Origin of the sequence: Streptomyces sp. NPDC097619 (genome assembly GCF_040302735.1) — a bacterium.
Lineage (GTDB): Bacteria > Actinomycetota > Actinomycetes > Streptomycetales > Streptomycetaceae > Streptomyces.
Genome location: NZ_JBEOSD010000033.1, coordinates 39,311 through 60,184, shown reverse-complemented (window position 1 = coordinate 60,184; position 20,874 = coordinate 39,311). Strand labels below are relative to the sequence as shown.

Genomic DNA, 20,874 nt, shown 5'->3' with positions numbered 1-20,874 from the left:
AGCCGAAGGTGCCGGGGGCGACGAGGAAGGGCCAGAAGAAGGCGAGGACGCCGAGGAGGGCGGCCAGGGCGATGACGATGCCGGCGCGCGGGCCGGTGCGGGGCGCGCTCCGGCGCGATCCCGTACCCCCGAGCAGGGTGGATCACCCGCCCGCGGGGGCACACCGTGTGGGAAAGAAGCTGTACGAGAGAATGGCGGCATGGAGATGCCGAGGAGTGAACGGTCGCAGGACAGCCCCCCGAAGGTCCTCATCGTGGGCCAGGACGGGATGGCGGTCGGCGGCGACGATGACGAGTCGCGCGAGGTCCCCGTGACGGAGATGGTCGAACAGCCCGCCAAGGTCATGCGCATCGGCAGCATGATCAAGCAACTTCTGGAAGAGGTCCGCGCCGCGCCTCTGGACGAGGCCAGCCGGGTCCGCCTCAAGGACATCCACGCCAGCTCCGTGAAGGAGCTGGAGGACGGGCTCGCCCCCGAGCTCGTCGAGGAACTGGAACGCCTCTCCCTTCCCTTCACCGACGAAGCCATTCCCTCCGAAGCCGAACTGCGCATCGCGCAGGCCCAGTTGGTGGGCTGGCTGGAGGGCCTGTTCCACGGCATCCAGACCGCCCTGTTCGCGCAGCAGATGGCCGCGCGGGCCCAGTTGGAGCAGATGCGCCGGGCCCTGCCGCCCGGCGCCTCGCAGGGCGACGACGACGAGCACCACGGTCCGGTCCGTTCGGGCCCGTACCTGTAACACCCGGCACCACGGCGGGCCCCGTCCCGGACCGCCGCACCGCACGCACCCGCAGGGCCCGCCGCACGGCGGGCCCTGCGGCCTTTCCGCCGCCCGCCCTCCCTCGGTAAAGGGGAGCTAAGCGGGGCTCCGGTGGCGCCGGACGGGCGCGCCATACTCGGGGCATGAGCTTCGACGCGATCGTCCTCGCCGGGGGCGCGGCCCGCCGCCTCGGCGGGGCCGACAAACCCGCCCTGAGCGTCGGCGGCCGCACCCTCCTGGACCGGGTCCTCGACTCCTGCAGGGAAGCCGACACCACCGTGGTCGTCGGCGGCCGCCGCCCCACCGCCCGGCCCGTCGTCTGGACCCGCGAGGACCCGCCCGGCGGCGGCCCCCTCGCCGCCCTGGAGGCCGGCCTCCGGCACGGCACCGCCGACACGGTCCTGGTGCTCTCCGCCGACCTGCCCTTCCTGGGCCCCGACACCGTCGGCGCCCTGCTCGACGGCCTCACCGCCCCGGAGCGCCCGGAGGCCGTGCTCGTCATCGACGCCGACGGCCGCGAGCAGCCGCTCGTCGCCGCCTACCGGGCCGAACCCCTGCGCCGGGAACTCGCCCTGATCGCCACCGAGTACGGCACCCTGCACGGCCTGCCGCTGCGCCTGCTCACCTCCGGACTGGCCGCGGACCGCGTCGAGGCCGCCCCGCTCGCCTCCTTCGACTGCGACACCTGGGAGGATCTCGCGACGGCCCGCGCCAGGATCAGGGAGCATGGGAACGTGCTGGACGAATGGATCACCGCAGCCAAGACCGAGCTCGGCCTCGACCTCGACGTCGACGTGAAGGCCCTCCTCGACCTCGCCCGCGACGCCGCCCACGGGGTGGCCCGGCCCGCGGCCCCGCTGACCACCTTCCTGGTGGGCTACGCCGCCGGAGCGGGCGGGCTCTCCCTGGAGGAGGCCACCCGCCGGGCCTCCGCGCTGGCCCTGCGCTGGGCCGCCGAGGCCGAGGCGGCGGAAGCCTCCCGGACCGCCGCCCCGCAGGCGGACGCGCCCGGGGAAGAGCGGGGCGCCGGATGAGCCCGCTCGGTCAGGACGCCGACGAGGCGGCCGTCCAGCAGGCCCTGGACCTGGTCAGCCGGGACACCCGGGCGCCCGCCGCGCCGGCCGCCCCCCGGCCCGAGCGACCGCACGGGGCCGTGCCCTGGCCCGAGGCGCGCTCCCGGGCCGCCCACGCCGGCACCGCCGACCCGGCCGCGCCGCGCTCCGTCCCCCTCGACGGGGCCCTGGGCGAGGTCCTCGCGGCCCCCCTGGAGGCCCTGACCGACCTCCCCTCCTTCGACACCTCCGCCATGGACGGCTGGGCCCTGGCCGGGCCCGGCCCCTGGCGCGTCCGCGAGGGCGGGGTCCTGGCGGGCGGGGATCGGCCCGCTCCGCTGGCCGACGGCGAGGCCGTCCGCATCGCCACCGGGGCACGGATCCCCGCCGACACCACCGCCGTCCTGCGGAGCGAGCACGCCCGCACCGACGAGCAGGACCGGCTGCACGCCGACCGGCCGGTGCTGACCGGACAGGACATCCGCCCCCGCGGCCAGGAGTGCCGTACCGGTGACCTGCTGCTGCCCGCGGGTGCTCCGGTCACCCCGGCCGTCCTGGGTCTCGCCGCGGCCGCCGGCTACGACGCCCTCACCACCCGGCCCCGGCCGCGCGCCGAGATCCTGGTGCTCGGGGACGAACTCCTCACCGCCGGGCTGCCGCACGACGGGCTGATCCGCGACGCCCTCGGGCCGATGCTCGGCCCCTGGCTCACCGCCCTGGGCGCCGAGGTCATCGGCGTCCGCCGGCTCGGCGACGACGCCGGGGCCCTGCACGAGGCCGTCACCGGCTCCGCCGCCGATCTCGTGGTCACCACCGGCGGCACCGCCTCCGGTCCGGTGGACCACGTGCACCCGGTGCTGCGCAAGGCCGGGGCCGAACTGCTGGTGGACGGGGTGGCCGTCCGCCCCGGGCACCCGATGCTGCTCGCCCGGCTCGGCCACGGCCGCCACCTGGTCGGGCTGCCGGGCAATCCGCTCGCCGCCGTCTCGGGGCTGCTGACCCTTGCGGAACCGTTGCTGCGGGCCCGGGCCGGGCTGCCGCCCCGCCCCCGGTACACCGCCCCGGTGCGCGAGGACGTCCAGGGCCACCCCCGCCACACCCGGCTGGTCCCCGTCCGGCTGCACGCCGAACACGCCCTACCCCTGCACTACAACGGGCCCGCGATGCTGCGCGGCATCGCCACCGCGGACGGCCTGGCCGTCGTCCCCCCGCACGGCGCGCGGGCCGGCCAGGAACTCGACGTCCTCGACCTGCCATGGGCCACAGGAGGATGTTTCACGTGAAACTGCCCGGCCACGACGCCATGGCCCGGGGGGCCGACGAGAGCCAGGCGGCCCGCCGGGTGAAACTGCCCCGCCGGGAAGTGGAGCGACCCCTGCGGCAGGTGACCAAGCGTCTGCTGCTCGCCCTGATGGTCCTGTTCACGACGGTGATGATCGTCTACCTGGACCGCGAGGGGTACCACGACAACGCCAACGACAACGTCGACTTCCTCGACTGCGTCTACTACGCCACGGTCACCCTCTCGACCACCGGCTACGGCGACATCGTCCCCTACAGCGACAGCGCCCGGCTGATGAACATCCTGCTCATCACCCCGCTCCGGGTGTTGTTCCTGATCATCCTGGTCGGCACCACTCTCGAGGTCCTCACCGAGCGGACCCGGGAGGAGTGGCGGCTGAACCGCTGGAGGAACCAGTTGCGCGACCACACCATCGTCGTCGGATTCGGGACCAAGGGGCGCTCCGCCCTGCAGACCCTGCTGGCGACCGGACTCAAGAAGGAGTCCGTGGTCATCGTCGACCCCAGCGCGAAGGTCATCGACGTGGCCAACTCCGAAGGCTTCACCGGGGTCATCGGCGACGCCACCCGCAGTGACGTGCTCCTCCGGGCCGAGATCCACAAGGCCCGCAAGATCATCATCGCCACCCAGCGGGACGACACCGCGGTGCTGGTCACCCTGACGGCCCGGCAGCTCAACAAGGGCGCGAAGATCGTCGCCGCGGTCCGCGAGGAGGAGAACGCCCCGCTGCTCAAGCAGTCCGGCGCGGACTCCGTCATCACCAGCGCCAGCGCCGCCGGCCGCCTGCTCGGCCTCTCCCTGCTCAGCCCCAGCGCGGGCGCCGTCATGGAGGACCTCATCCAGCAGGGCAGCGGGCTGGACCTGCTGGAACGCCCCGTCACCCGGGCCGAGGCCGGTCGTTCGGTCCGCGAGACCGAGGACCTCGTCGTCAGCGTGCTCCGCGGCCACCGGCTCCTCGCCTACGACGACCCGCACGCGAGCCCGCTCCAACTCACCGACCGGGTCATCGTCATCCAGCGGGCCGCCCCGCCCGCCGCCACCCTCGGCCCGGCCGAATAGCCGCCGGAGCCCGCCGCCCTGACGGCCCCGCACGCCACGGTGCCCCGCCGGACCCCACGGACCGGCGGGGCACCGCCGCGTCTCACGTACCCTCCGGCCATGCATGCGATGACGATCGACCGGCCCGGCGGACCCGAAGTGCTCCGCTGGACCGACGTACCCGATCCGGTGCCCGGCGAGGGCGAAGTCCTCGTGGAGGTCGCGGCCGGCGCCGTGAACCGCGCCGACCTCCTCCAGCGCCAGGGCTTCTACGATCCGCCGCCCGGCACCTCCCCCTACCCCGGCCTGGAGTGCTCCGGCCGGATCAGCGCCCTCGGCCCGGGGGTCTCCGGCTGGTCCGTCGGCGACGAGGTCTGCGCCCTGCTCGTCGGCGGCGGCTACGCCGAGAAGGTGGCCGTGCCCGCCGGACAGCTGCTGCCCGTACCCGCGGGCGTGGGCCTCGTGACGGCCGCCGCCCTGCCCGAGGTGGTCTGCACCGTCTGGTCCAACGTGTTCATGGTGGCCCACCTGCGGCCCGCCGAGACCTTCCTCGTGCACGGCGGGGCCAGTGGCATCGGCACCATGGCCGTCCAGCTGGCGAAGGCCGTCGGGGCCCGGGTGGCCGTCACCGCGGGCGGCCCGGAGAAACTGGCCCGCTGCGCGGAGCTGGGCGCCGACATCCTGATCGACTACCGCGAGCAGGACTTCGTGGCCGAGCTGGAGAAGGCCACGGACGGGGCCGGGGCGGACGTGATCCTGGACATCATGGGCGCCAAGTACCTGGACCGGAACATCCGCGCGCTGGCCGTGAACGGCCGGCTGGCCGTCATCGGGCTCCAGGGCGGACGCAAGGCCGAACTGAACCTGGGCGCCCTGCTCGCCAAGCGGGCCGCCGTCACCGCCACCACCCTGCGCTCCCGTCCCCTGGACGAGAAGGCCGCGATCGTGGCCGGGGTCCGCGAGCACGTCTGGCCGCTGATCGAGGCGGGCCGGGTCCGGCCGGTGGTGCACGCGCGGCTGCCCGTCACCGAGGCCGCCGAGGCGCACCGGATCGTGGAGGCGAGCACCCACGTGGGCAAGGTGCTGCTCACCTTCTGAGCGCGGCGGGAGCGCCGGTGCCCTCCTCCCCGTCGGCGTGGGGGGAGGAGGGCACCGGCGCGATCCGGATCGGCTCAGAGGGTGCGGAGCAGGACCGCCGGGTTCTCCACGCAGTCGGCCACGTAGCGCAGGAAGCCGCCGGCGGTGCCGTCGCAGACGCGGTGGTCGAAGGTGAAGGAGAGCTGCACCACCTGACGGACGGCCAGTTCGCCTTGGTGGACCCAGGGCTTGGGGACGATCCGCCCGACGCCGAGCATGGCGGCCTCGGGGTGGTTCAGGATCGGGGTGGAGCCGTCCACGCCGAACACCCCGTAGTTGTTCAGGGTGAAGGTGCCGCCGGTCAGGTCGGCCGGGGCCAACTTGCCGGTCCGGGCCAGCTCCGTGAGCCGGGCGAACTCGGCCGAGAGGCCCTCCGGGCTGAGCCGGTCGGCGTCCCGGACCACCGGGACCACCAGGCCCCGTTCGGTCTGCGCGGCGAAGCCCAGGTGCACCGAGGGCAGCCGGACGATCTCGCGGGCCTCGGTGTCCACGGTGGAGTTGAGCTCCGGGTGGCGGGCCAGGGCGGCCGTGCAGATCCGGGCCAGCAGGGCGAGCACGGAGATCTTGGGTCCGCCGGCGGCGTTCATGGCGGCGCGGGCGGCCATCAGCTCCGTGGCGTCCGCGTCCACCCAGCAGGTGGCGTCGGGGATCTCGCGGCGGCTGCGGGAGAGCTTGTCCGCGACGGCCCCGCGCAGGCCCTTGAGCGGGATCCGCTCGGCGGTGGCCGGGGTCGGGGCGGCGGGCGAAGCGGCGGGGGCGACCGGGGCGGCGGCCTCGGCGAGGGCCCGCTCGACGTCGGCCCGCAGGATCAGCCCCTCGGGGCCGGTGCCGGTCAGCGCGCGCAGGTCCACCCCGTGGTCCCGGGCCAGCTTCCGCACCAGCGGGGAGATCACCGGCACGGGACCCGCGGGCACCACGGCCACGGGCGCCGGGGCAGGGGCGGCGGCCGGGGGGACCGGCGCGGGCGCGGCGGCCTGCGGCCGGATCCGACGGCGCCGGGCCGGGCGGGAGTGGTCGGTGCCGTAGCCCACGAGGACGTTCCCGGAGCCGGTCTCGGCCTCCGCCGCGGCGGTCTGCTCGCCGGCGGCCATGGCGGCGCCGGCGGCGGAGCCCACGGCCACCGTGATCAGCGGGGAGCCCACGGGCAGCTCGGTGCCCTCCTCGCCGAAGCGGGCCGTCACGACGCCGCCGTACGGGCAGGGCACCTCGACCATGGCCTTGGCGGTCTCCACCTCGACCACCGGCTGGTCCACGGCGACCACGTCGCCCACGTTCACCAGCCAGCGGACGATCTCGGCCTCGGTCAGCCCCTCACCGAGGTCGGGCAGCTTGAACTCCAGTACCTGGGGCATCAGTTCTCCCACTGCAGGCGGGCCACGGCGTCCAGGACCCGGTCCACGCCCGGCAGGTGGTGCTTCTCCAGCATCGGCGGCGGGTACGGGATGTCGAAGCCCGCGACCCGCAGCACCGGGGCGTGCAGGTGGTGGAAGCAACGCTCGGTGATCCGGGCCGCGATCTCGCCGCCGGGGCCCCCGAAGCCGGTGGACTCGTGGACCACGACGGCGCGGCCGGTGCGGCGGACGGAGGCGGCGACGGTCTCCTCGTCGAAGGGGACCAGGGAGCGGAGGTCCACGACCTCCAGGTCCCAGCCCTCCTCGCGGGCGGCCTCGGCGGCCTCCAGGCAGACCGGCAGGGAGGGGCCGTAGGTGATCAGGGTGGCGGAGGTGCCGGGGCGGCGGACCACCGCGCGGCCCACCGGCTCCACCGCGGCGGGTGCCGCGGGGTTCCAGTCCGCCTTGGACCAGTACAGCCGCTTGGGCTCCAGGAAGACGACGGGGTCGTCGGAGGCGATGGAGGCGCGCAGCAGGCCGTAGGCGTCCTCCACGGTGGCCGGGGTGACCACGTGCAGGCCGGGGGTGGCCATGTAGTACGCCTCGGAGGAATCGCTGTGGTGCTCCACGCCGCCGATGCCGCCGCCGTAGGGCACCCGGATGGTGATCGGCAGGGGCATGGCCCCGCGGGTGCGGTTGCGCATCTTCGCGACGTGGCTGAAGAGCTGCTCGAAGGCCGGGTAGGCGAAGGCGTCGAACTGCATCTCGACCACGGGCCGCAGCCCGTACATGGCCATGCCCACGGCGGTGCCGAGGATGCCGGCCTCGGCCAGCGGGGTGTCGGTGCAGCGGTCCTCGCCGAACTCCTTCGTGAGTCCGTCGGTGATGCGGAAGACCCCGCCGAGGGCGCCGATGTCCTCGCCCATCAGGTGGACGGTCGGGTCCTCGGCCATGGCGTCGCGCAGGGCCCGGTTGAGGGCCTGGGCCATGGTGGCGGGCTTGGCGGCGGTAGCCGTGGCGGCCATCACTCGGCCTCCGCTTCCAGTTCGGAGCGGAGGAGGGCGGCCTGCTCGCGCAGCTGGCCGGTCTGTTCCGCGTAGACGTGCGTGAAGAGGTCCATCGGGTCGAGGACCGGGTCGGCGTTCATGCTGTCGCGCAGGGCGGCGGCCATGGTCTCGGCGGCCTCCTTGGCCTCGGCGACGCCCGCCTCGTCGAGGATGCCGCGGGCGGTGAGCTCGCGCTCCAGGAGCCGGATCGGGTCGTGGGCCCGCCAGGCCTCCACCTCGGCGTCGGTGCGGTAGCGGGTGGCGTCGTCGGCGTTGGTGTGCGCGTCCATGCGGTAGGTGACCGCCTCGACGAGGGTGGGTCCGCCGCCGGCGCGGGCGGTGCGGACGGCCTCGGAGAGGACCTCGTGGACGGCGGCGACGTCGTTCCCGTCGACCAGGCGGCCCGGCATGCCGTAGCCCACGGCCTTGTGGGCCAGGGAGGGCGCGGCGGTCTGCTTGGCCAGCGGGACGGAGATGGCGAAGCCGTTGTTCTGCACCAGGAAGACCACGGGGGCCTTCCACACGGCGGCGAAGTTCAGGGCCTCGTGGAAGTCGCCCTCGCTGGTGCCGCCGTCGCCGACCAGGGCGAGGGCCACGACCTCGTCGCCCTTGAGGCGGGCCGCGTGGGCCAGGCCCACGGCGTGCGGCAGCTGGGTGGCGAGGGGGGTGCTGAGCGGGGCGATGCGGTGCTCGCGGGGGTCGTAGCCGGTGTGCCAGTCCCCGCGCAGCAGGGTGAGGGCCTGGACCGGGTCCAGGCCGCGGGCCACGGCCGCGAGGGTGTCGCGGTAGCTGGGGAAGAGCCAGTCCTGCTCCTGGAGCACCGCGGCGGCGGCGATCTCGCAGGCTTCCTGGCCGACCGTGGAGGGGTAGACGGCGAGCCGTCCCTGCCGGGTGAGGGCGGTGGCCTGGGCGTTGTAGCGGCGGCCGCGGACCAGCTCGGCGTAGAGCCGCCGCATCAGCACGGGGTCGAGGTGTTCCGCCGCGGGGGTGCCGAGGACCCGGTGGGGCTCGGGGTCCGGGAGCAGCGGCGCGGGGTCCGTGCGGGGCCTCCAGGCGGGCGGCGGGGTGGGACGGTAGTCCGCTCCGGCACCGGGCAGCTCTTGGACCGTCATGGCGGCGTACACCTCCTCGTGGGAAGCGGGCAGGTCGGCGCGTGTGTGAGGCGCCTCACCTACCGATTGTTCGGTGGGGGACGCATTTTGGCTACAGGCGGCATGAGGCTGTGGACATTCGGATATCCACAGCCTGAGATGGGTGCAGGACGTCCAGACGAGGGAGGCCGGGGGCAATGGCAGATGAACAAATGGCCGCGATGGGGGCGGGGGCGGCCGCGGCGGCTCCCGCTCCGGCCGCGCCGCCCGTCGTCCCGCCGCGCCCCCTGGACCCCATCGACCGCTCGATCCTCCGACTGCTCCAGTCGGACGGCCGGGCCTCGATACGTTCGGTGGCCGAGCAGGTGCACGTCTCGCGCGCCAACGCCTACGCCCGGATCAACCGGCTGCTCGACGACGGGGTGATCCGCGGGTTCACGGCGCGGGTGGACCACGAGCGGGCCGGGCAGGGGGCCTCGGCGTACATCACGCTGAAGATCGTGCAGAACTCCTGGCGGACGGTCCGGGAGAAGCTCCGGGAGCTGCCGGGGGCGGCGCACATCGCGCTGGTCAGCGGGGATTTCGACGTGCTGTTGTTGGTGCACACCCCGGACAACCGGACCCTGCGGGAGCTGGTGCTGACCCGGCTGCAGTCCATTCCCGAGGTGCTGTCCACCCGGACCCTGTTGGTCTTCGAGGAGACCGACCTGGCGGCGGATCCGCAGGAGGCCCCGGAGCTGTCCCGGGAGTGACGTACGGGCTCCGGGCCGCCCCGGAGGGGGCAGCGGGCCGGGGCGCGACGCGCGCGTGCCCGCCCCGGCGGACCGGGACGGGCACGGGGACGGGCACGGGACGGAGCGCGCGGAGGCGGCCGTACGGGCGGGCGATCGGGCCCGCGGCCGGCTCAGGCGTCGGGCCGGGGCGCCCGCAGTCCGTCGAAGGCCAGCCGCGCCACGGCCTCGGCCACGGCCTCGGGGTCGGCCCCCGTGTCGGAGTGCGGCCGGTACCACTCGACGAGCGAGTTGACCATGCCGAAGAGGAGCCGGGTGGCGAGCCGGATGTCCACGTCGGAGCGGAGGTCGCCGTCGGCGACGGCGGCCCCGAGCAGGTCCGCGACCCGGTGGTCGAACTCGCGGCGGCGCTCCAGGGCCCACCGCTCGGTGCGCGTGTTGCCGCGGACCCGCAGCAGCAGGGTCACGTAGGGCAGCTCCGCGACGAGCACCTCCACGGTGCGGCGGGTGACGTGCTCGACCCGGTCCACGGCCCGGCCGCTCGCGGCCCCGGGCTCGTCGAGGATGGCGAAGAGGCCGTCGAGGGCGCGGGTCACGGCCCGCCGGAGCAGTTCCTCCTTGCCCGCGACGTGGTGGTAGATCGAGGACTTGGAGATCCCGGCGGCCTTGGACAGGTGCTCCATGGAGGTGCCGTCGTAGCCGCGTTCGTTGAAGACCCGCACGGCCACCCCGAGCAGGGTCTCGGGGGTGTAGGTGTCCCGCCTGGGGGTGGTGGTCATGCCCCGTCGCCTTCCTCTTCCGCTTCCGCCGTTCCGTCGCCCGCGTAGCCCAGCCGGAACAGCGCCAGGGAGGGCGCGTACCGGCCGCCGGGACAGCGTTCGTCGAGGTGGTGGAGGAGGTCGTAGGCCCAGTCGGGGCCCAGCCGGTCGTGCCATTCGCCGGGTCCGAGGGGGTAGTTCACGCCGAGCCGCATGGCGGTGTCGATGTCGGCGCGGCTCGCGGCGCCCTTGGCCACGGCGTCCGCGGCCAGGTCGATCAGCATGGCGACGGTCCGGGCCACGATCATGCCGGGGACGTCCCCGATGACGCTGACCTTCTTGCCGAGCTTCTGGAAGAGGCCGACGGCCTCCGCGAGGGTCCGCTCGCCGGTGTCCTCGGACGCGGAGAGGGCGATCCGGCCCGCGCCTCGGTAGTCGAGGGCCAGGTCGAAGTAGACGACGTCGGTGAACTCCACCGAGGTCTTGCCGTCGGCGAGGACGAGCTGCCCCTCGCCGGGGAGCTGGATGTACGGGCCGCCGGTGCCGACCCGCTCGACCTTGACGCCCGCCTCCTCCATCAGCTCCACGAGCGCGGCGGCCGGACCGAGGTCGCCGACGACGGTGACCTCGGCGGGGGCCTCCTCGGGCGCGGCCGTGTGCGGCTCCGGGGCCGGCTCGCCGGGCCCGTGCGCGTACCAGCCGGAGCCGGACTTGCGGCCGAGCCGGCCGGACTGCACCAGCCGCCGCTGGGCCAGCGAGGGCAGGAACTTCGGGCTGCGGAAGAAGGACTCCCATACCGAGCGGGTCACGGCCTCGTTGACGTCCTGGCCGATCAGGTCGGTGAGCTCGAAGGGGCCCATCCGGAAGCCGCCGCTCTCGCGCAGCACGGCGTCGATGGTGGCCGGGTCGGCGCCCCGCTCCTCCAGGACGGCGAAGGCCTCCGCGTAGAAGGGGCGGGCGATGCGGTTGACGATGAAACCGGGGGTGTCGGCGCAGCGCACGGGGGTCTTGCCCCAGCCGAGCACCGTCTCCACGGCCCGGTCCGCGGCCGCGGGGGCGGTGGCGGCCCCGGAGACCACCTCGACCAGCGGCAGCAGCGGGGCCGGGTTGAAGAAGTGCAGGCCGAGGAAGCGGTCCGGGTGCCGGAGCACCGCGCCCAGCTCCGTCACGGAGAGGGAGGAGGTGTTGGTGGCCAGCAGGCAGTCCGCGGGGACCACCGCCTCCAGGGCCCGGAAGAGCTCCTGCTTGGCGGTGACGTCCTCGACCACCGCCTCGATCACCAGGCCGGCGCCGGAGAGCTCGGCGAGCTCGGCCGCCGCCCCGATCCGGGCCGTGGCGGCCGCGGCCTCGGCGTGGTCCAGCCGGCCCTTGGCGACGAGCCGCTCCACGCGGGCGGTCACCTCGCCCACGCCGGTCCCGGCCCGGCCGGGGGCCGCGTCGTAGAGGAGCACGTGGTGACCCGCGAGGAGGGCGACCTGGGCGATGCCCTGGCCCATGGTTCCGGCGCCGATGACCGCCACGGTCCGGGAGCGCTCGATTCCTGTCATGACCCCGATCCTCCCGCATGGATTGTCCACCGACCTCGCCGGGCCCTCTTGTCCCGACCGATCGTTCGGTTACTCTAGCTCCAGTCTGCTCCGCCGACCCCGCCCTTGCCCGATCCCGGTCCGGACCGGCCCGGGGGCCGGGGGTCACGCACCCGACCGTTCCAGCGCGAACCCGCCCGGCTCAACGAGGAGTTGGTCCCTGATGGCCGCCGAGCTCACCGTCCCCCAGCTGTCCGAGAAGCACCGCCCCGTGCTCGACCAGGCACTGGAGGCCATCCGTACCCGCGCCTACTGGTCCCCGCACCCGGAACACCCCAAGGCCTACGGCGAGACCGCCCCGGCCGACGGGCTCGCCGCCCACGAGGCCGTCCGCGGCACCCGGATCGACCTCGGACAGCCCGGCACGGACGGCTGGACCGGCGGCGAGGTCTCCCCCTTCGGACCCGAGCTGGGCGTCGAGTACCCGCACGTCGACCCCGAGGTCCTGCTCCCCGCGATGAAGGCCGGCATGGCCGCTTGGCGCGACGCCGGACCGGAGGTCCGCGCCCTCGTCTCCATCGAGATCCTGGCCCGCATCGCCGCCCGCACCCACGAGTTCGCCCACGCCGTCATGCACACCAGCGGCCAGGCCTTCATGATGGCCTTCCAGGCGGGCGGCCCGCACGCCCAGGACCGCGGCCTGGAGGCCGTGGCCTACGCCTACCGCGAGCAGACCCGCGTCCCCGAGAGCACCGAGTGGTCCAAGCCCCAGGGCAAGAAGGACCCGCTCCGCCTGGACAAGACCTTCACCGCCGCGCCCCGCGGCGTCGCCCTGGTCATCGGCTGCAACACCTTCCCCACCTGGAACGGCTACCCCGGCATCTTCGCCTCCCTGGCCACCGGCAACGCCGTCCTGGTCAAGCCGCACCCCCGGGCCGTGCTCCCGCTGGCGCTGACCGTGCGGGTGGCCCGCGAGGTGCTCGCCGAGGCCGGCTTCGACCCCAACCTGGTCGCGCTCGCCACCGAGCGCCCCGGCGAGGGCATCGCCAAAACCCTCGCCCTGCGCCCCGAGGTCCGGATCATCGACTACACCGGCTCCACCGAGTTCGGCGACTGGCTGGAGGTCAACGCCCGCCAGGCGCAGGTGTACACGGAGAAGGCCGGCGTCAACACCGTCCTCGTCGACTCCACCGACGACTACCGTGGCATGCTCTCCAACCTGGCCTTCTCGCTCTCCCTGTACAGCGGCCAGATGTGCACCACCCCGCAGAACCTCCTCGTGCCCCGCGAGGGCATCGCCACCGACGCCGGCCACAAGAGCTACGACGAGTTCACCGCCGACCTGGCCGGCGCCGTGGAGAAGCTCCTCGGCGACGACGCCCGCGCCAACGCCCTGCTGGGCGCCCTGGTCAACCCGGGGGTCAAGGAGCGCCTGGAGGCCGCGGGCCGGCTGGGCGAGGTCGCCCTGGCCTCCCGCGCCGTGCCCAACCCGGAGTTCCCCGACGCAGTGGTCCGCACCCCGGTGCTGGTCAAGCTGGACGCCGCCAAGCCCGACGACGCCGCCGCCTACCTCACCGAGTGCTTCGGCCCGGTGGCCTTCGCCGTCGCCGTGGACTCCACCGCGGACGGCCTGGAGCTGCTGCGCCGCACCGTCCGCGAGAAGGGCGCCATGACCGTCGGCGCGTACACCACCTCGGCGGACACCGAACGGGCCGTGGAGGAGGTCTGCCTCGACGAGTCGGCGCAGCTCTCGCTCAACCTCACCGGCGGGGTCTTCGTGAACCAGACCGCCGCCTTCTCCGATTTCCACGGCTCCGGGGGCAACCCGGCCGCCAACGCCGCCCTGTGCGACGCGGCGTTCGTGGCGAACCGCTTCCGGATGGTGGAGGTGCGCCGCCAGGCGTAAGGAGCCTGACGGATCCTCAGGGGAGGTCCGGCCCGGCCGGGGCCGGGCCTCCCCAGTGGAAGAGCGCCATGGCCACACTGGTGGCCAGGTTGTAGCTGGAGACCTGCGGGCGCATCGGCAGGGAGACCAGGTGGTCCGCCCGGGCCCGCAGCTCCGGCGAGATCCCGTGCCGCTCGGAGCCGAAGGCCAGCACGGCCCCGTCGGGCAGCTCGAAGGAGCGGATGTCCGCGCCCTCGGGGTCCAGCGCGAAGAGGGGCCCCGGCGGCAGCTCGGCGAGGGGCACCCGCTCCACGGCGGTCGCGTAGTGCAGCCCCGCGCCGGCCCGGACCACGTGCGGGTGCCAGGGGTCGAGGTCCCCGGTGGTGACCACCCCGGTGGCCCCGAAACCGGCCGCGAGCCGCACCACCGCCCCGACGTTGCCGAGGTTGCGCGGGTTGTCCAGGACGACCACGGGCGCCGGCCGCGGCGTGCGGTGGAGCAGGGCCAGGTTCTCCGCCCGGTCCCGGCGGGCCGCCAGCGCCGCCGTACCGGTCGGGTGCACCCGCAACAGCAGCTCGTGCAGCACCTGCGAGGGCACCTCGCGGACCAGCTCCGCCACCGGCCCGGACACGTCCGGGGCCAGCTCCGCCGCCAGCTCCCGGAGGGCCGCGGCGTCGTCCGTGAGCCCGAGCTCCACCCGCGCCCCGAACCGCAGCGCGTGCTTGAGGGCGTGGAAGCCGTCCAGCAGCACGGCGCCGGAGGCCGCGGTCTCCCGCCAGGCCAGGACGGTCTCCGCGAGGGCCGCGCCCCCGTCCGTCCCCGTACCGGGGCCGCCCCGGCCCTCCCGGCCGTCACCGTGTGCGTTCATCCCCCCAGCGTACGAGCCCCGGGGGCCGCGCCCCGCACGGCCGCGGCCCCGCCCCGGCGGGCCGGTCGGCAGCCCCGCCCGCCCCGCCGGGAGGCCCGCTCAGGACCCGCAGCGGGCCTCGAAGGCACGGGCGTAGGAGTCCCCGGCCAGCAGGGCGTCGGCCACCGTCTCCGCCGTCACCTCGAAGGGCATGTTGTGGGTGGTCTCGCCGGCGGCGGTGGCCGCCCGCCCGATCGCCAGCAGCTCCTCCCGCTCCGGGTCGGCCAGACCGATCCCGGCGAGGGTGGTCGGCAGCCCCACCGCCCGGCTGAACCGCAGGTAGGTGTCCAGCTCCTCGGTGCCTGCCCCCTCCAGCACCAGCTGGGTCAGGGTGCCCAGGTTGACCTTCTCGCCGTGCATCATCCCGTGGGTGCGGTGGGAGACCGTCAGACCGTTGTGGACGCCGTGCGCGGCGGCCAGGCCGCAGCTCTCGAACCCGAGCCCGGACAGCAGGGTGTTGGCCTCCACCACCTTCTCCAGGGCCGGGGTCACCACGTGCCGCTCGGCGGCGACCCGGGCCTGCGGGCCGTACTCCATCAGGGTCTCCCAGCACAGCCGGGCCAGGCTCAGCGAGGCCCCGGTGGCCAGTCCGCCGGCCATCGCGGTGCGGTGCGCGGCCACGCAGACCCGGGCCTCGTACCAGGTGGCCAGGGCGTCCCCCATGCCGGAGACGATGAAGCGGGCGGGGGCCTGGGCCACGTAGGAGGTGTCCACCAGCACGAGGTTCGGGTTGCGGCGGAAGAAGGCGTACCGCTCGAAGGCCCCCTCCTCCGTGTAGACCACGGCCAGGGCGCTGGTCGGGGCGTCGGTGGAGGCCACCGTGGGGGCGCTGACCACAGCGATCTCCCCGCGGGCGTGCCCGACGGCCTTGGCGGTGTCGATGGCGGTGCCGCCGCCGATGCCGACGACCACGTCGGCCCCCGCCTCCCGGGCCACGGCGGTGATCCGGTCGATCTCGCGCCCGGTGCACAGCCCGCCGAACACCTCCTTGGTGAGCTTGACCCCGGCGGCGGCCAGCGAGGCGGTGACGGTCTCGTCCACGAAGCCCCACACCCCGCGGTCGGCGAGCACGAGCGCGTGCTCGCCGAGCTGCGCGACGTGTTCCCCCAGGGAGTGCATCGCCCCCGCGCCCTGCACGTACTTCGGGGGGCTGATGAGCAGGCGCGGGGTGGGGGCGTGGGTGTTCACGGGGACTCCTCCGGTGGACGGGAAGGGGGGCGCGGCGGGACCGGGCCGATCGCGGGGCACGGCCGGACGGACCGTCCGCCGGCACGACCGGCCCGGGTCCGAGGGCCGGCCGTCGACGCGACCGGACGGGCCCTCGGACCCGCGGCCGGACGGACCGGACGGGTCGTCGGACCACGGCGCGGGCCGCGGCCGGGCCGGTGGGCGGACCGGCCGGCGAGCCCATGGGTGGGCCCGTCGGCGAGCCCGTCGCCGGGCCGTTCGGTGGGCCGCCGCGGCCTTCATCCGACCACGGGCCGACGGCACCGCGAGAGGGCCGTAAGTGAGGTGTTCGGTGACCAAGGTCCCGACCCCCGGGCCGCCTCCCGGGCACTAACCTCGGCCCTGCGCAACGGAATCCGCGGACCGGACCCTCCGCACCCGGCGGGCCCGTACGCGGTGTCCGCGCCGTCCCCGGGCCGTCCCCCGGACCGGCCGATCACCGGCGGATTCCCCGCGTGCCGTGTCGTCGTCGGCGCGGTGCGTGCGGTTCCGTCGGAGCGGGGGACGCGCGTCGTTCCCCGCCGGCGCCCGCCCGTGCCGGCCCGTGCCCTTCCCACCCTTCCGCGCCCCCGATCCCCCTCGCCCCCCTCGATCCCCGTCGGCGCCCGCCGCCGCGCACCGCGTCCCGTCCGGCGGCCCGGCGGCCCTCCTGTCCGGCATCCCCGTCCGTCCCGAACCGAAGGACTTCCGTGAAGAAGCTCATCAACTCCCCCGAGTCCGTGGTCGCCGACGCCCTGCGCGGCATGGCCGCCGCGCACCCCGAGCTCGCCGTGCTGCCGGAGGACGGCATCGTGACGCGGGCCGAGGGACCCGCCGCGGGCACCGTGGCCCTGCTCTCCGGCGGCGGCAGCGGCCACGAGCCCCTGCACGCGGGCTTCGTGGGCCGCGGCATGCTCGCCGGCGCGGTGGCCGGCCCGGTGTTCACCTCCCCGGTGCCCGACGTCATCGCCCGGGCCACCGTCGCCGTGGACCGCGGCGCCGGAGTGCTGCACATCGTCAAGAACTACACCGGCGACGTCCTGAACTTCACGATGGCCGCCGAGGACGCCGAGGACGAGGGCGTCGCCGTGGCCCGGGTCCTCGTGGACGACGACGTGGCCGTGGCCGCGGACGCCCCCGGCCCCGGTCGCCGCGGCACCGGCGCCACCCTCTTCGTGGAGAAGATCGCGGGGGCCCGGGCCGAGGAGGGTGCCCCGCTGGCCGAGGTGGCGGCGGTGGCCCGCAAGGTGGTCGAGCGCTCGCGCAGTTACGGCGTGGCCCTCAGCTCCTGCACCACCCCCGCCAAGGGCAGCCCCAACTTCGAGCTGGGCGAGGACGAGATCGAGCTGGGCATCGGCATCCACGGCGAGCCCGGCCGTGAGCGGCGCACCCTGATGACGGCCGCCGACACCGCCCGTACCCTCCTCGACGCCGTCCTCGACGACCTCCCCGAGTACGCGGGCGACCCGGTGATCCTGCTGGTCAACGGCCTGGGCGGGACCCCGCCGGCCGAGCTGTACGTGATGCGCGCCGAGGCCCAGCGGGTGCTGGACGAGCGCGGGGTCAGGGTGGCCCGCAGCCTCGTCGGCAACTACGTCACCAGCCTGGACATGGCGGGCTGCACCTTCACCCTGTGTCGGGCCGACGAGGAGCTGCTGCGCCTCTGGGACGCCCCCGTGGACACCCCCGCGCTCCGCTGGGGCCTCTGACCCCCGCCCTCCCCGGCTCCCTCCCCCTCCCTCGCCCGCACCTCTCCCCTTCCGGAGGACCCCCATGACGCCCACCCCCGCCCTCCCCGCCGACGCCGGATCCGGGGCGGCCGTGCTCGACGCCGCCTACTTCCGCCGCTGGCTCGCCGAGGCGGACCGGCTGGTCCGGCGGGACGGCGCCCGCCTCACCGAACTCGACGCCGTCATCGGCGACGGCGACCACGGGGCCAACCTGGTCCGCGGCTTCGGCGCCGTCCGCGCCGCGGTGGCGGAGGCCGACCCCCGGACCCCCGGGGCACTGCTCACCCTGGCCGGCAACACCCTCACGAACACCGTCGGCGGGGCCTCGGGCCCGCTGTTCGGGACCACCCTGCGCCGCACCGGCAAGGTGCTCGGCGAGGACCCGGCGGTCAGCCTCGCGGCCCTGGCCGAGGCCCTGACGGCGGGCCTGCGCTCGGTGCGGCGGCTGGGCGGGGCCGAGCCGGGCGACGCCACCATGGTGGACGCCCTCGACCCGGCCGTGACCGCCCTGACCACGGCCTCGGGGGAAGGACTGCCGCTCCGCGAGGCCCTGGACCTGGCCGTGGCCGAAGCCCGGTCCGGGGCCGACGCCACCGGACCCCTCCAGGCCCGCAAGGGCCGGGCCAGCTACCTGGGCGAGCGGAGCATCGGGCACCAGGACGCGGGGGCCAACTCCTTGGCCCTGCTCGTGGAGGCCCTCCGCACGGCCGTGGACGCCGGCCCGGAGGAGGAGCCGCCCGCCCCGGCGGCCATCCCGGAGCCCGCTCCGGCCCCGGCCCGCGAGACTCCGCCCACCACGTCGACGGCCCCCGCCGCTCCCGGTGTCTCCGGCGGCTCCGCCGGTCGGGTGGGCGTGGTCCTCGTCTCGCACAGCAAGGCGGTCGCCGAGTCCACCGCGGAGCTGGCCCTGGCCCTCCTCGGCTCCGCCGAACCCGCCGCCGTGGTCCCCGCGGGCGGTACCGCGGACGGCTCCGTCGGCACCAGCGCCGAGCTGGTCCGGGCCGCCGCGGCCCGGGTGGACGGGGGCGCGGGCGTGGCGGTGCTCTGCGACATGGGCTCGGCCGTTCTCACCGTGCAGGCCCTGCTCGGCGACCCGGACGGCGGCCTCCCCGGGGACACCCGGATCGTGGACGCCCCCTTCCTGGAGGGCGCCGTGGCCATCGTGCTGACGGCCTCGGTGGGCGGGGACATGGCCGCCGTCCTCGCCGCCGCCGAGGACGCCCGCCTCTACCGCAAGGGCTGAGCGTCCGGTCGGTCCCCGGGGAGCTCCCCCGCGGGACCGGCCGCACCGGCCTCCGGGCGCCCGGCCGTGCCGGGCGCCGTGTCCTCCGCCGCGCGCGCCGGTCCGGGCACCGCTCCCACCGGCACCGGTACGGGCTCCCCGGGCCCCTCCGCGTCCGGCCCGGAGCCCTCGTCGGGGCCCGCGCCGGAGCGGGTGTCCGCCGGGGCGGGCCGGGCGCGGCGCGGGAACGGCAGGCGGTGGGCCAGGCCTCCCAGCCACACCAGGAAGGCGGTGGGCAGGAAGACCGCGTCGGCCGCGATCATCGCCAGGGAGAAGAAGGGCAGTCCGAGCAGGACCGCGATCCCGGCGTGCTCCAGCATCATCACGGCCAGGAGCACGTTCTTGACCCGGCGGTTGAAGAGCGTGAACGGGAAGGCCACCTGGACCACCACCGTGCCGTACGACAGCAGCAGCACCAGCAGGGCACTGGACCCGAGCAGCCCGGACAGCGCGGGCCAGGGGGAGAAGTAGTCGAGGTTCAGCGGGTAGTAGAGCGCGGTCCCGTCCTGCCAGCGGGAGCCCTGCACCTTGTACCAGCCCGCCGTGGCGTAGATCAGGCAGACCTCGGCCATGACGATCAGCATCGCGGCGTTGTGGACGAGGTTGCCGACCACCTCGCACAGGGCCCGCGCCTCGCCCCGCGGATCCCTCCGCACGACCGCCCAGGCCACGCCGTGCGCGGTCCACAGGGCGGTGAAGAGCAGCAGCAGCGCCCCGCTGGTGGCCTCCTTCGCCCAGGTCACGGCGAGGACGGCGCCCAGCACCAGCCAGAGCACGGGGCCCGTGACGTCGCGGCCGCCCTCCGGGCGGGGCCTGCGGGAGTCCAGGGACCAGACCTGGGCGCAGCGGGTGAAGACCAGGTAGACGGCCATCAGGTGGATGACGTTGTCGCCGCCGTCGCCCATGAACACGGAGCGGTTCTGCAGGGACAGCACGCCGATCATGAAGAACACCGAGGTGGCGCGGGTCCGCCAGCCCAGGGCGAGCAGCGCGGAGGAGACCACGGAGAGCAGGTAGACCAGCTCGAACCAGAGCCCGCCTGAGCCCCACAGCAGCACGGTGAAGGCGTTGTTCGTGGCGATCAGCCGCTCCGCCAGTTCGAAGCTCCAGGGGCCGTCCGGCCCGTAGAGCTCGTGCCGGTGCGGGAACTCGCGGAGCAGGAACAGGAGCCAGACCCCGGCGAAGCCGATCCGCACCACCGCGCTCTGATAGGGACCCAGGGCGTGCGCGGTGATCTTCCGGAGGGCGGTCGCGGCCCGGGCGGAGAGCGGTTCGGCGACCCGCGCGCGGGGGCCCGGGCCCCCGCCCGTGCCGTTGCCGCCGCCGGTGTTCCCGCCGGCGTTCCCGACGTCGCTCGTGCCGGTGCTCGTGCTCATCGGGCTGCCTCCGTGACGCTCCACCAGGGCAGCTCGCGGTAGTAGGTCTGCGTGTCGGTCTTCTCGTCGCTCCACTCGGGGGCGGGGACCGAGCGGGTGGCGGAGCGCACCTGCACGCGCAGCAGCTCCCCTTCGGGGAAGCCCGCGGCGGGGCGCTGGTCGATGCGGCGGACGACGATCCGCTTCAGGTAGGACTCGGAGAGTTCGCCGCGCTCGCCCGTGGCCCGGTTCCGGTCGTCGTGGGAGCCGGTGAAGAAGTCCCAGGCGCGCCGGAGCTCGTTCTGGTGGACGTGGCTGGGGAGCGGGTTGTGGCGGATGTCGGCCCCGTCCTCGGCGGACAGGTCGCGCCAGCCGGTGGTGATCCGGTCGCCGTCGGCGCCGCGGATCTGGGCGCGGACCTCGACGGCGATGTTCTGCTGGAGCGGATTGGGGGCGAAGAGCTTCCAGTTCTGCTCGAACTCGGGATAGATCCACGCGTCGACCGTCGCGGCGTGCTCCTTGGTGAGCTGGTTCGAGGGCGCGACGTGCAGGAACACCATCGACAGGTGCCAGCAGGCACCGACGGTGACCAGCCCCAGGGCCAGGGCCGCGGCGATCCGCCCGGGCCGGGAGAGCCCGGCGATCCCGGGGGCGCGCGGGGCCCCGTGCTCGTTCGAATCCATCCCGCCCCGCTCCTCGGCCGTCCACCGGGTTGTCCACAGAGGTTGACACCCTACGG

18 protein-coding genes and 2 pseudogenes are annotated in these 20,874 nt (G+C 75.1%); 10 read left to right on the top strand and 10 right to left on the bottom strand.

The window, feature by feature from the left end; translation table 11 throughout:
* Nucleotides 1–136 (bottom strand): annotated as a pseudogene (locus ABTZ17_RS12380) (ECF transporter S component); the annotation flags it as partial.
* A gap of 63 nt (nucleotides 137–199) precedes the next feature.
* Here ABTZ17_RS12380 and ABTZ17_RS12375 point away from each other — a divergent pair.
* The 5 genes from ABTZ17_RS12375 (at nucleotide 200) to ABTZ17_RS12355 (ending at nucleotide 5,248) form a co-directional block, all read left to right on the top strand.
* Entirely contained in the window at nucleotides 200–736 is a 537-nt protein-coding gene (locus ABTZ17_RS12375) for a bacterial proteasome activator family protein (protein ID WP_352195511.1), read from the top strand.
* Between the two features lie 164 nt (nucleotides 737–900).
* Nucleotides 901–1,791, top strand: a complete 891-nt coding sequence (locus ABTZ17_RS12370) for an NTP transferase domain-containing protein (RefSeq protein WP_352195510.1) — start codon at nucleotides 901–903, stop codon at nucleotides 1,789–1,791.
* Entirely contained in the window at nucleotides 1,788–3,092 is a 1,305-nt protein-coding gene (locus tag ABTZ17_RS12365) for a molybdopterin molybdotransferase MoeA (protein ID WP_352195509.1), read from the top strand. Before ABTZ17_RS12370 ends, ABTZ17_RS12365 begins: the two co-directional genes overlap by 4 nt.
* Nucleotides 3,080–4,171 (top strand): potassium channel family protein, encoded by a 1,092-nt coding sequence (locus ABTZ17_RS12360; RefSeq protein ID WP_352195508.1) that lies wholly within the window; start codon nucleotides 3,080–3,082, stop codon nucleotides 4,169–4,171. The genes ABTZ17_RS12365 and ABTZ17_RS12360 overlap by 13 nt, the downstream gene beginning before the upstream one ends.
* 99 nt (nucleotides 4,172–4,270) lie before the next feature.
* Entirely contained in the window at nucleotides 4,271–5,248 is a 978-nt protein-coding gene (locus tag ABTZ17_RS12355; RefSeq protein WP_352195507.1) for an NAD(P)H-quinone oxidoreductase, read from the top strand.
* 74 nt (nucleotides 5,249–5,322) lie between these two features.
* On the opposite strand, the gene ABTZ17_RS12350 is transcribed toward ABTZ17_RS12355, so the two are convergent.
* From ABTZ17_RS12350 to pdhA, 3 genes are read right to left on the bottom strand one after another with little or no spacing between them, the layout of a single operon-like run.
* Nucleotides 5,323–6,639 (bottom strand): dihydrolipoamide acetyltransferase family protein, encoded by a 1,317-nt coding sequence (locus tag ABTZ17_RS12350; RefSeq protein ID WP_352195506.1) that lies wholly within the window; start codon nucleotides 6,637–6,639, stop codon nucleotides 5,323–5,325.
* On the bottom strand, nucleotides 6,639–7,643 hold the full coding sequence (locus ABTZ17_RS12345) for an alpha-ketoacid dehydrogenase subunit beta (RefSeq protein ID WP_352195505.1): 1,005 nt from the start codon (nucleotides 7,641–7,643) through the stop codon (nucleotides 6,639–6,641). Before ABTZ17_RS12345 ends, ABTZ17_RS12350 begins: the two co-directional genes overlap by 1 nt.
* Nucleotides 7,643–8,776, bottom strand: a complete 1,134-nt coding sequence (gene pdhA, locus ABTZ17_RS12340; RefSeq protein WP_352195504.1) for a pyruvate dehydrogenase (acetyl-transferring) E1 component subunit alpha — start codon at nucleotides 8,774–8,776, stop codon at nucleotides 7,643–7,645. Before pdhA ends, ABTZ17_RS12345 begins: the two co-directional genes overlap by 1 nt.
* A 176-nt stretch (nucleotides 8,777–8,952) precedes the next feature.
* Between pdhA and ABTZ17_RS12335 the strand changes: the two genes are divergently transcribed.
* Nucleotides 8,953–9,507 carry an Lrp/AsnC family transcriptional regulator gene (locus tag ABTZ17_RS12335; RefSeq protein WP_502994650.1) on the top strand — a complete coding sequence of 185 codons (555 nt, stop codon included), beginning with the start codon at nucleotides 8,953–8,955 and terminating at the stop codon, nucleotides 9,505–9,507.
* Nucleotides 9,508–9,659: 152 nt separating this feature from the next.
* Here ABTZ17_RS12335 and ABTZ17_RS12330 read toward each other — a convergent pair whose 3' ends face one another.
* Together ABTZ17_RS12330 and ABTZ17_RS12325 are read right to left on the bottom strand one after the other, a co-directional pair.
* Nucleotides 9,660–10,265 carry a TetR/AcrR family transcriptional regulator gene (locus ABTZ17_RS12330; protein ID WP_352195503.1) on the bottom strand — a complete coding sequence of 202 codons (606 nt, stop codon included), beginning with the start codon at nucleotides 10,263–10,265 and terminating at the stop codon, nucleotides 9,660–9,662.
* Nucleotides 10,262–11,791, bottom strand: coding sequence for a 3-hydroxyacyl-CoA dehydrogenase (locus ABTZ17_RS12325; protein ID WP_352195502.1), 1,530 nt, complete (start codon nucleotides 11,789–11,791; stop codon nucleotides 10,262–10,264). Before ABTZ17_RS12325 ends, ABTZ17_RS12330 begins: the two co-directional genes overlap by 4 nt.
* Before the next feature lie 202 nt (nucleotides 11,792–11,993).
* Between ABTZ17_RS12325 and paaN the strand changes: the two genes are divergently transcribed.
* The gene (gene paaN, locus ABTZ17_RS12320) at nucleotides 11,994–13,676 is read left to right on the top strand and encodes a phenylacetic acid degradation protein PaaN (RefSeq protein ID WP_352195501.1); all 1,683 of its coding nucleotides are present in this window, start codon (nucleotides 11,994–11,996) and stop codon (nucleotides 13,674–13,676) included.
* Between the two features lie 16 nt (nucleotides 13,677–13,692).
* Here the strand turns inward: paaN and ABTZ17_RS12315 are convergent, their stop codons facing one another.
* Together ABTZ17_RS12315 and ABTZ17_RS12310 are read right to left on the bottom strand one after the other, a co-directional pair.
* On the bottom strand, nucleotides 13,693–14,523 hold the full coding sequence (locus ABTZ17_RS12315; RefSeq protein ID WP_352195500.1) for a TrmH family RNA methyltransferase: 831 nt from the start codon (nucleotides 14,521–14,523) through the stop codon (nucleotides 13,693–13,695).
* Between the two features lie 99 nt (nucleotides 14,524–14,622).
* Nucleotides 14,623–15,750 carry a glycerol dehydrogenase gene (locus tag ABTZ17_RS12310; protein ID WP_352195499.1) on the bottom strand — a complete coding sequence of 376 codons (1,128 nt, stop codon included), beginning with the start codon at nucleotides 15,748–15,750 and terminating at the stop codon, nucleotides 14,623–14,625.
* Between the two features lie 728 nt (nucleotides 15,751–16,478).
* On the opposite strand from ABTZ17_RS12310, the gene dhaK reads away from it, so the two are divergent.
* The 3 genes and pseudogenes from dhaK (at nucleotide 16,479) to ABTZ17_RS12295 (ending at nucleotide 18,741) form a co-directional block, all read left to right on the top strand.
* The gene (gene dhaK, locus ABTZ17_RS12305; protein WP_352195498.1) at nucleotides 16,479–17,477 is read left to right on the top strand and encodes a dihydroxyacetone kinase subunit DhaK; all 999 of its coding nucleotides are present in this window, start codon (nucleotides 16,479–16,481) and stop codon (nucleotides 17,475–17,477) included.
* A 112-nt stretch (nucleotides 17,478–17,589) separates the two neighbouring features.
* Nucleotides 17,590–18,198 (top strand): annotated as a pseudogene (dhaL, locus tag ABTZ17_RS12300) (dihydroxyacetone kinase subunit DhaL); the annotation flags it as partial.
* Nucleotides 18,187–18,741, top strand: coding sequence for a PTS-dependent dihydroxyacetone kinase phosphotransferase subunit DhaM (locus ABTZ17_RS12295; RefSeq protein ID WP_352195514.1), 555 nt, complete (start codon nucleotides 18,187–18,189; stop codon nucleotides 18,739–18,741). The pseudogene dhaL and the gene ABTZ17_RS12295, both read left to right, overlap by 12 nt.
* Here ABTZ17_RS12295 and ABTZ17_RS12290 read toward each other — a convergent pair.
* Both ABTZ17_RS12290 and ABTZ17_RS12285 read right to left on the bottom strand, forming a co-directional pair.
* Complete coding sequence (locus ABTZ17_RS12290; RefSeq protein WP_352195497.1) at nucleotides 18,726–20,156, bottom strand: HTTM domain-containing protein; 1,431 nt, start codon at nucleotides 20,154–20,156, stop codon at nucleotides 18,726–18,728. The two genes, ABTZ17_RS12295 and ABTZ17_RS12290, sit on opposite strands and share 16 nt — an antisense overlap.
* The gene (locus tag ABTZ17_RS12285) at nucleotides 20,153–20,818 is read right to left on the bottom strand and encodes a DUF5819 family protein (protein ID WP_352195496.1); all 666 of its coding nucleotides are present in this window, start codon (nucleotides 20,816–20,818) and stop codon (nucleotides 20,153–20,155) included. Before ABTZ17_RS12285 ends, ABTZ17_RS12290 begins: the two co-directional genes overlap by 4 nt.
* Between the last annotated feature and the right edge of the window lie 56 nt (nucleotides 20,819–20,874).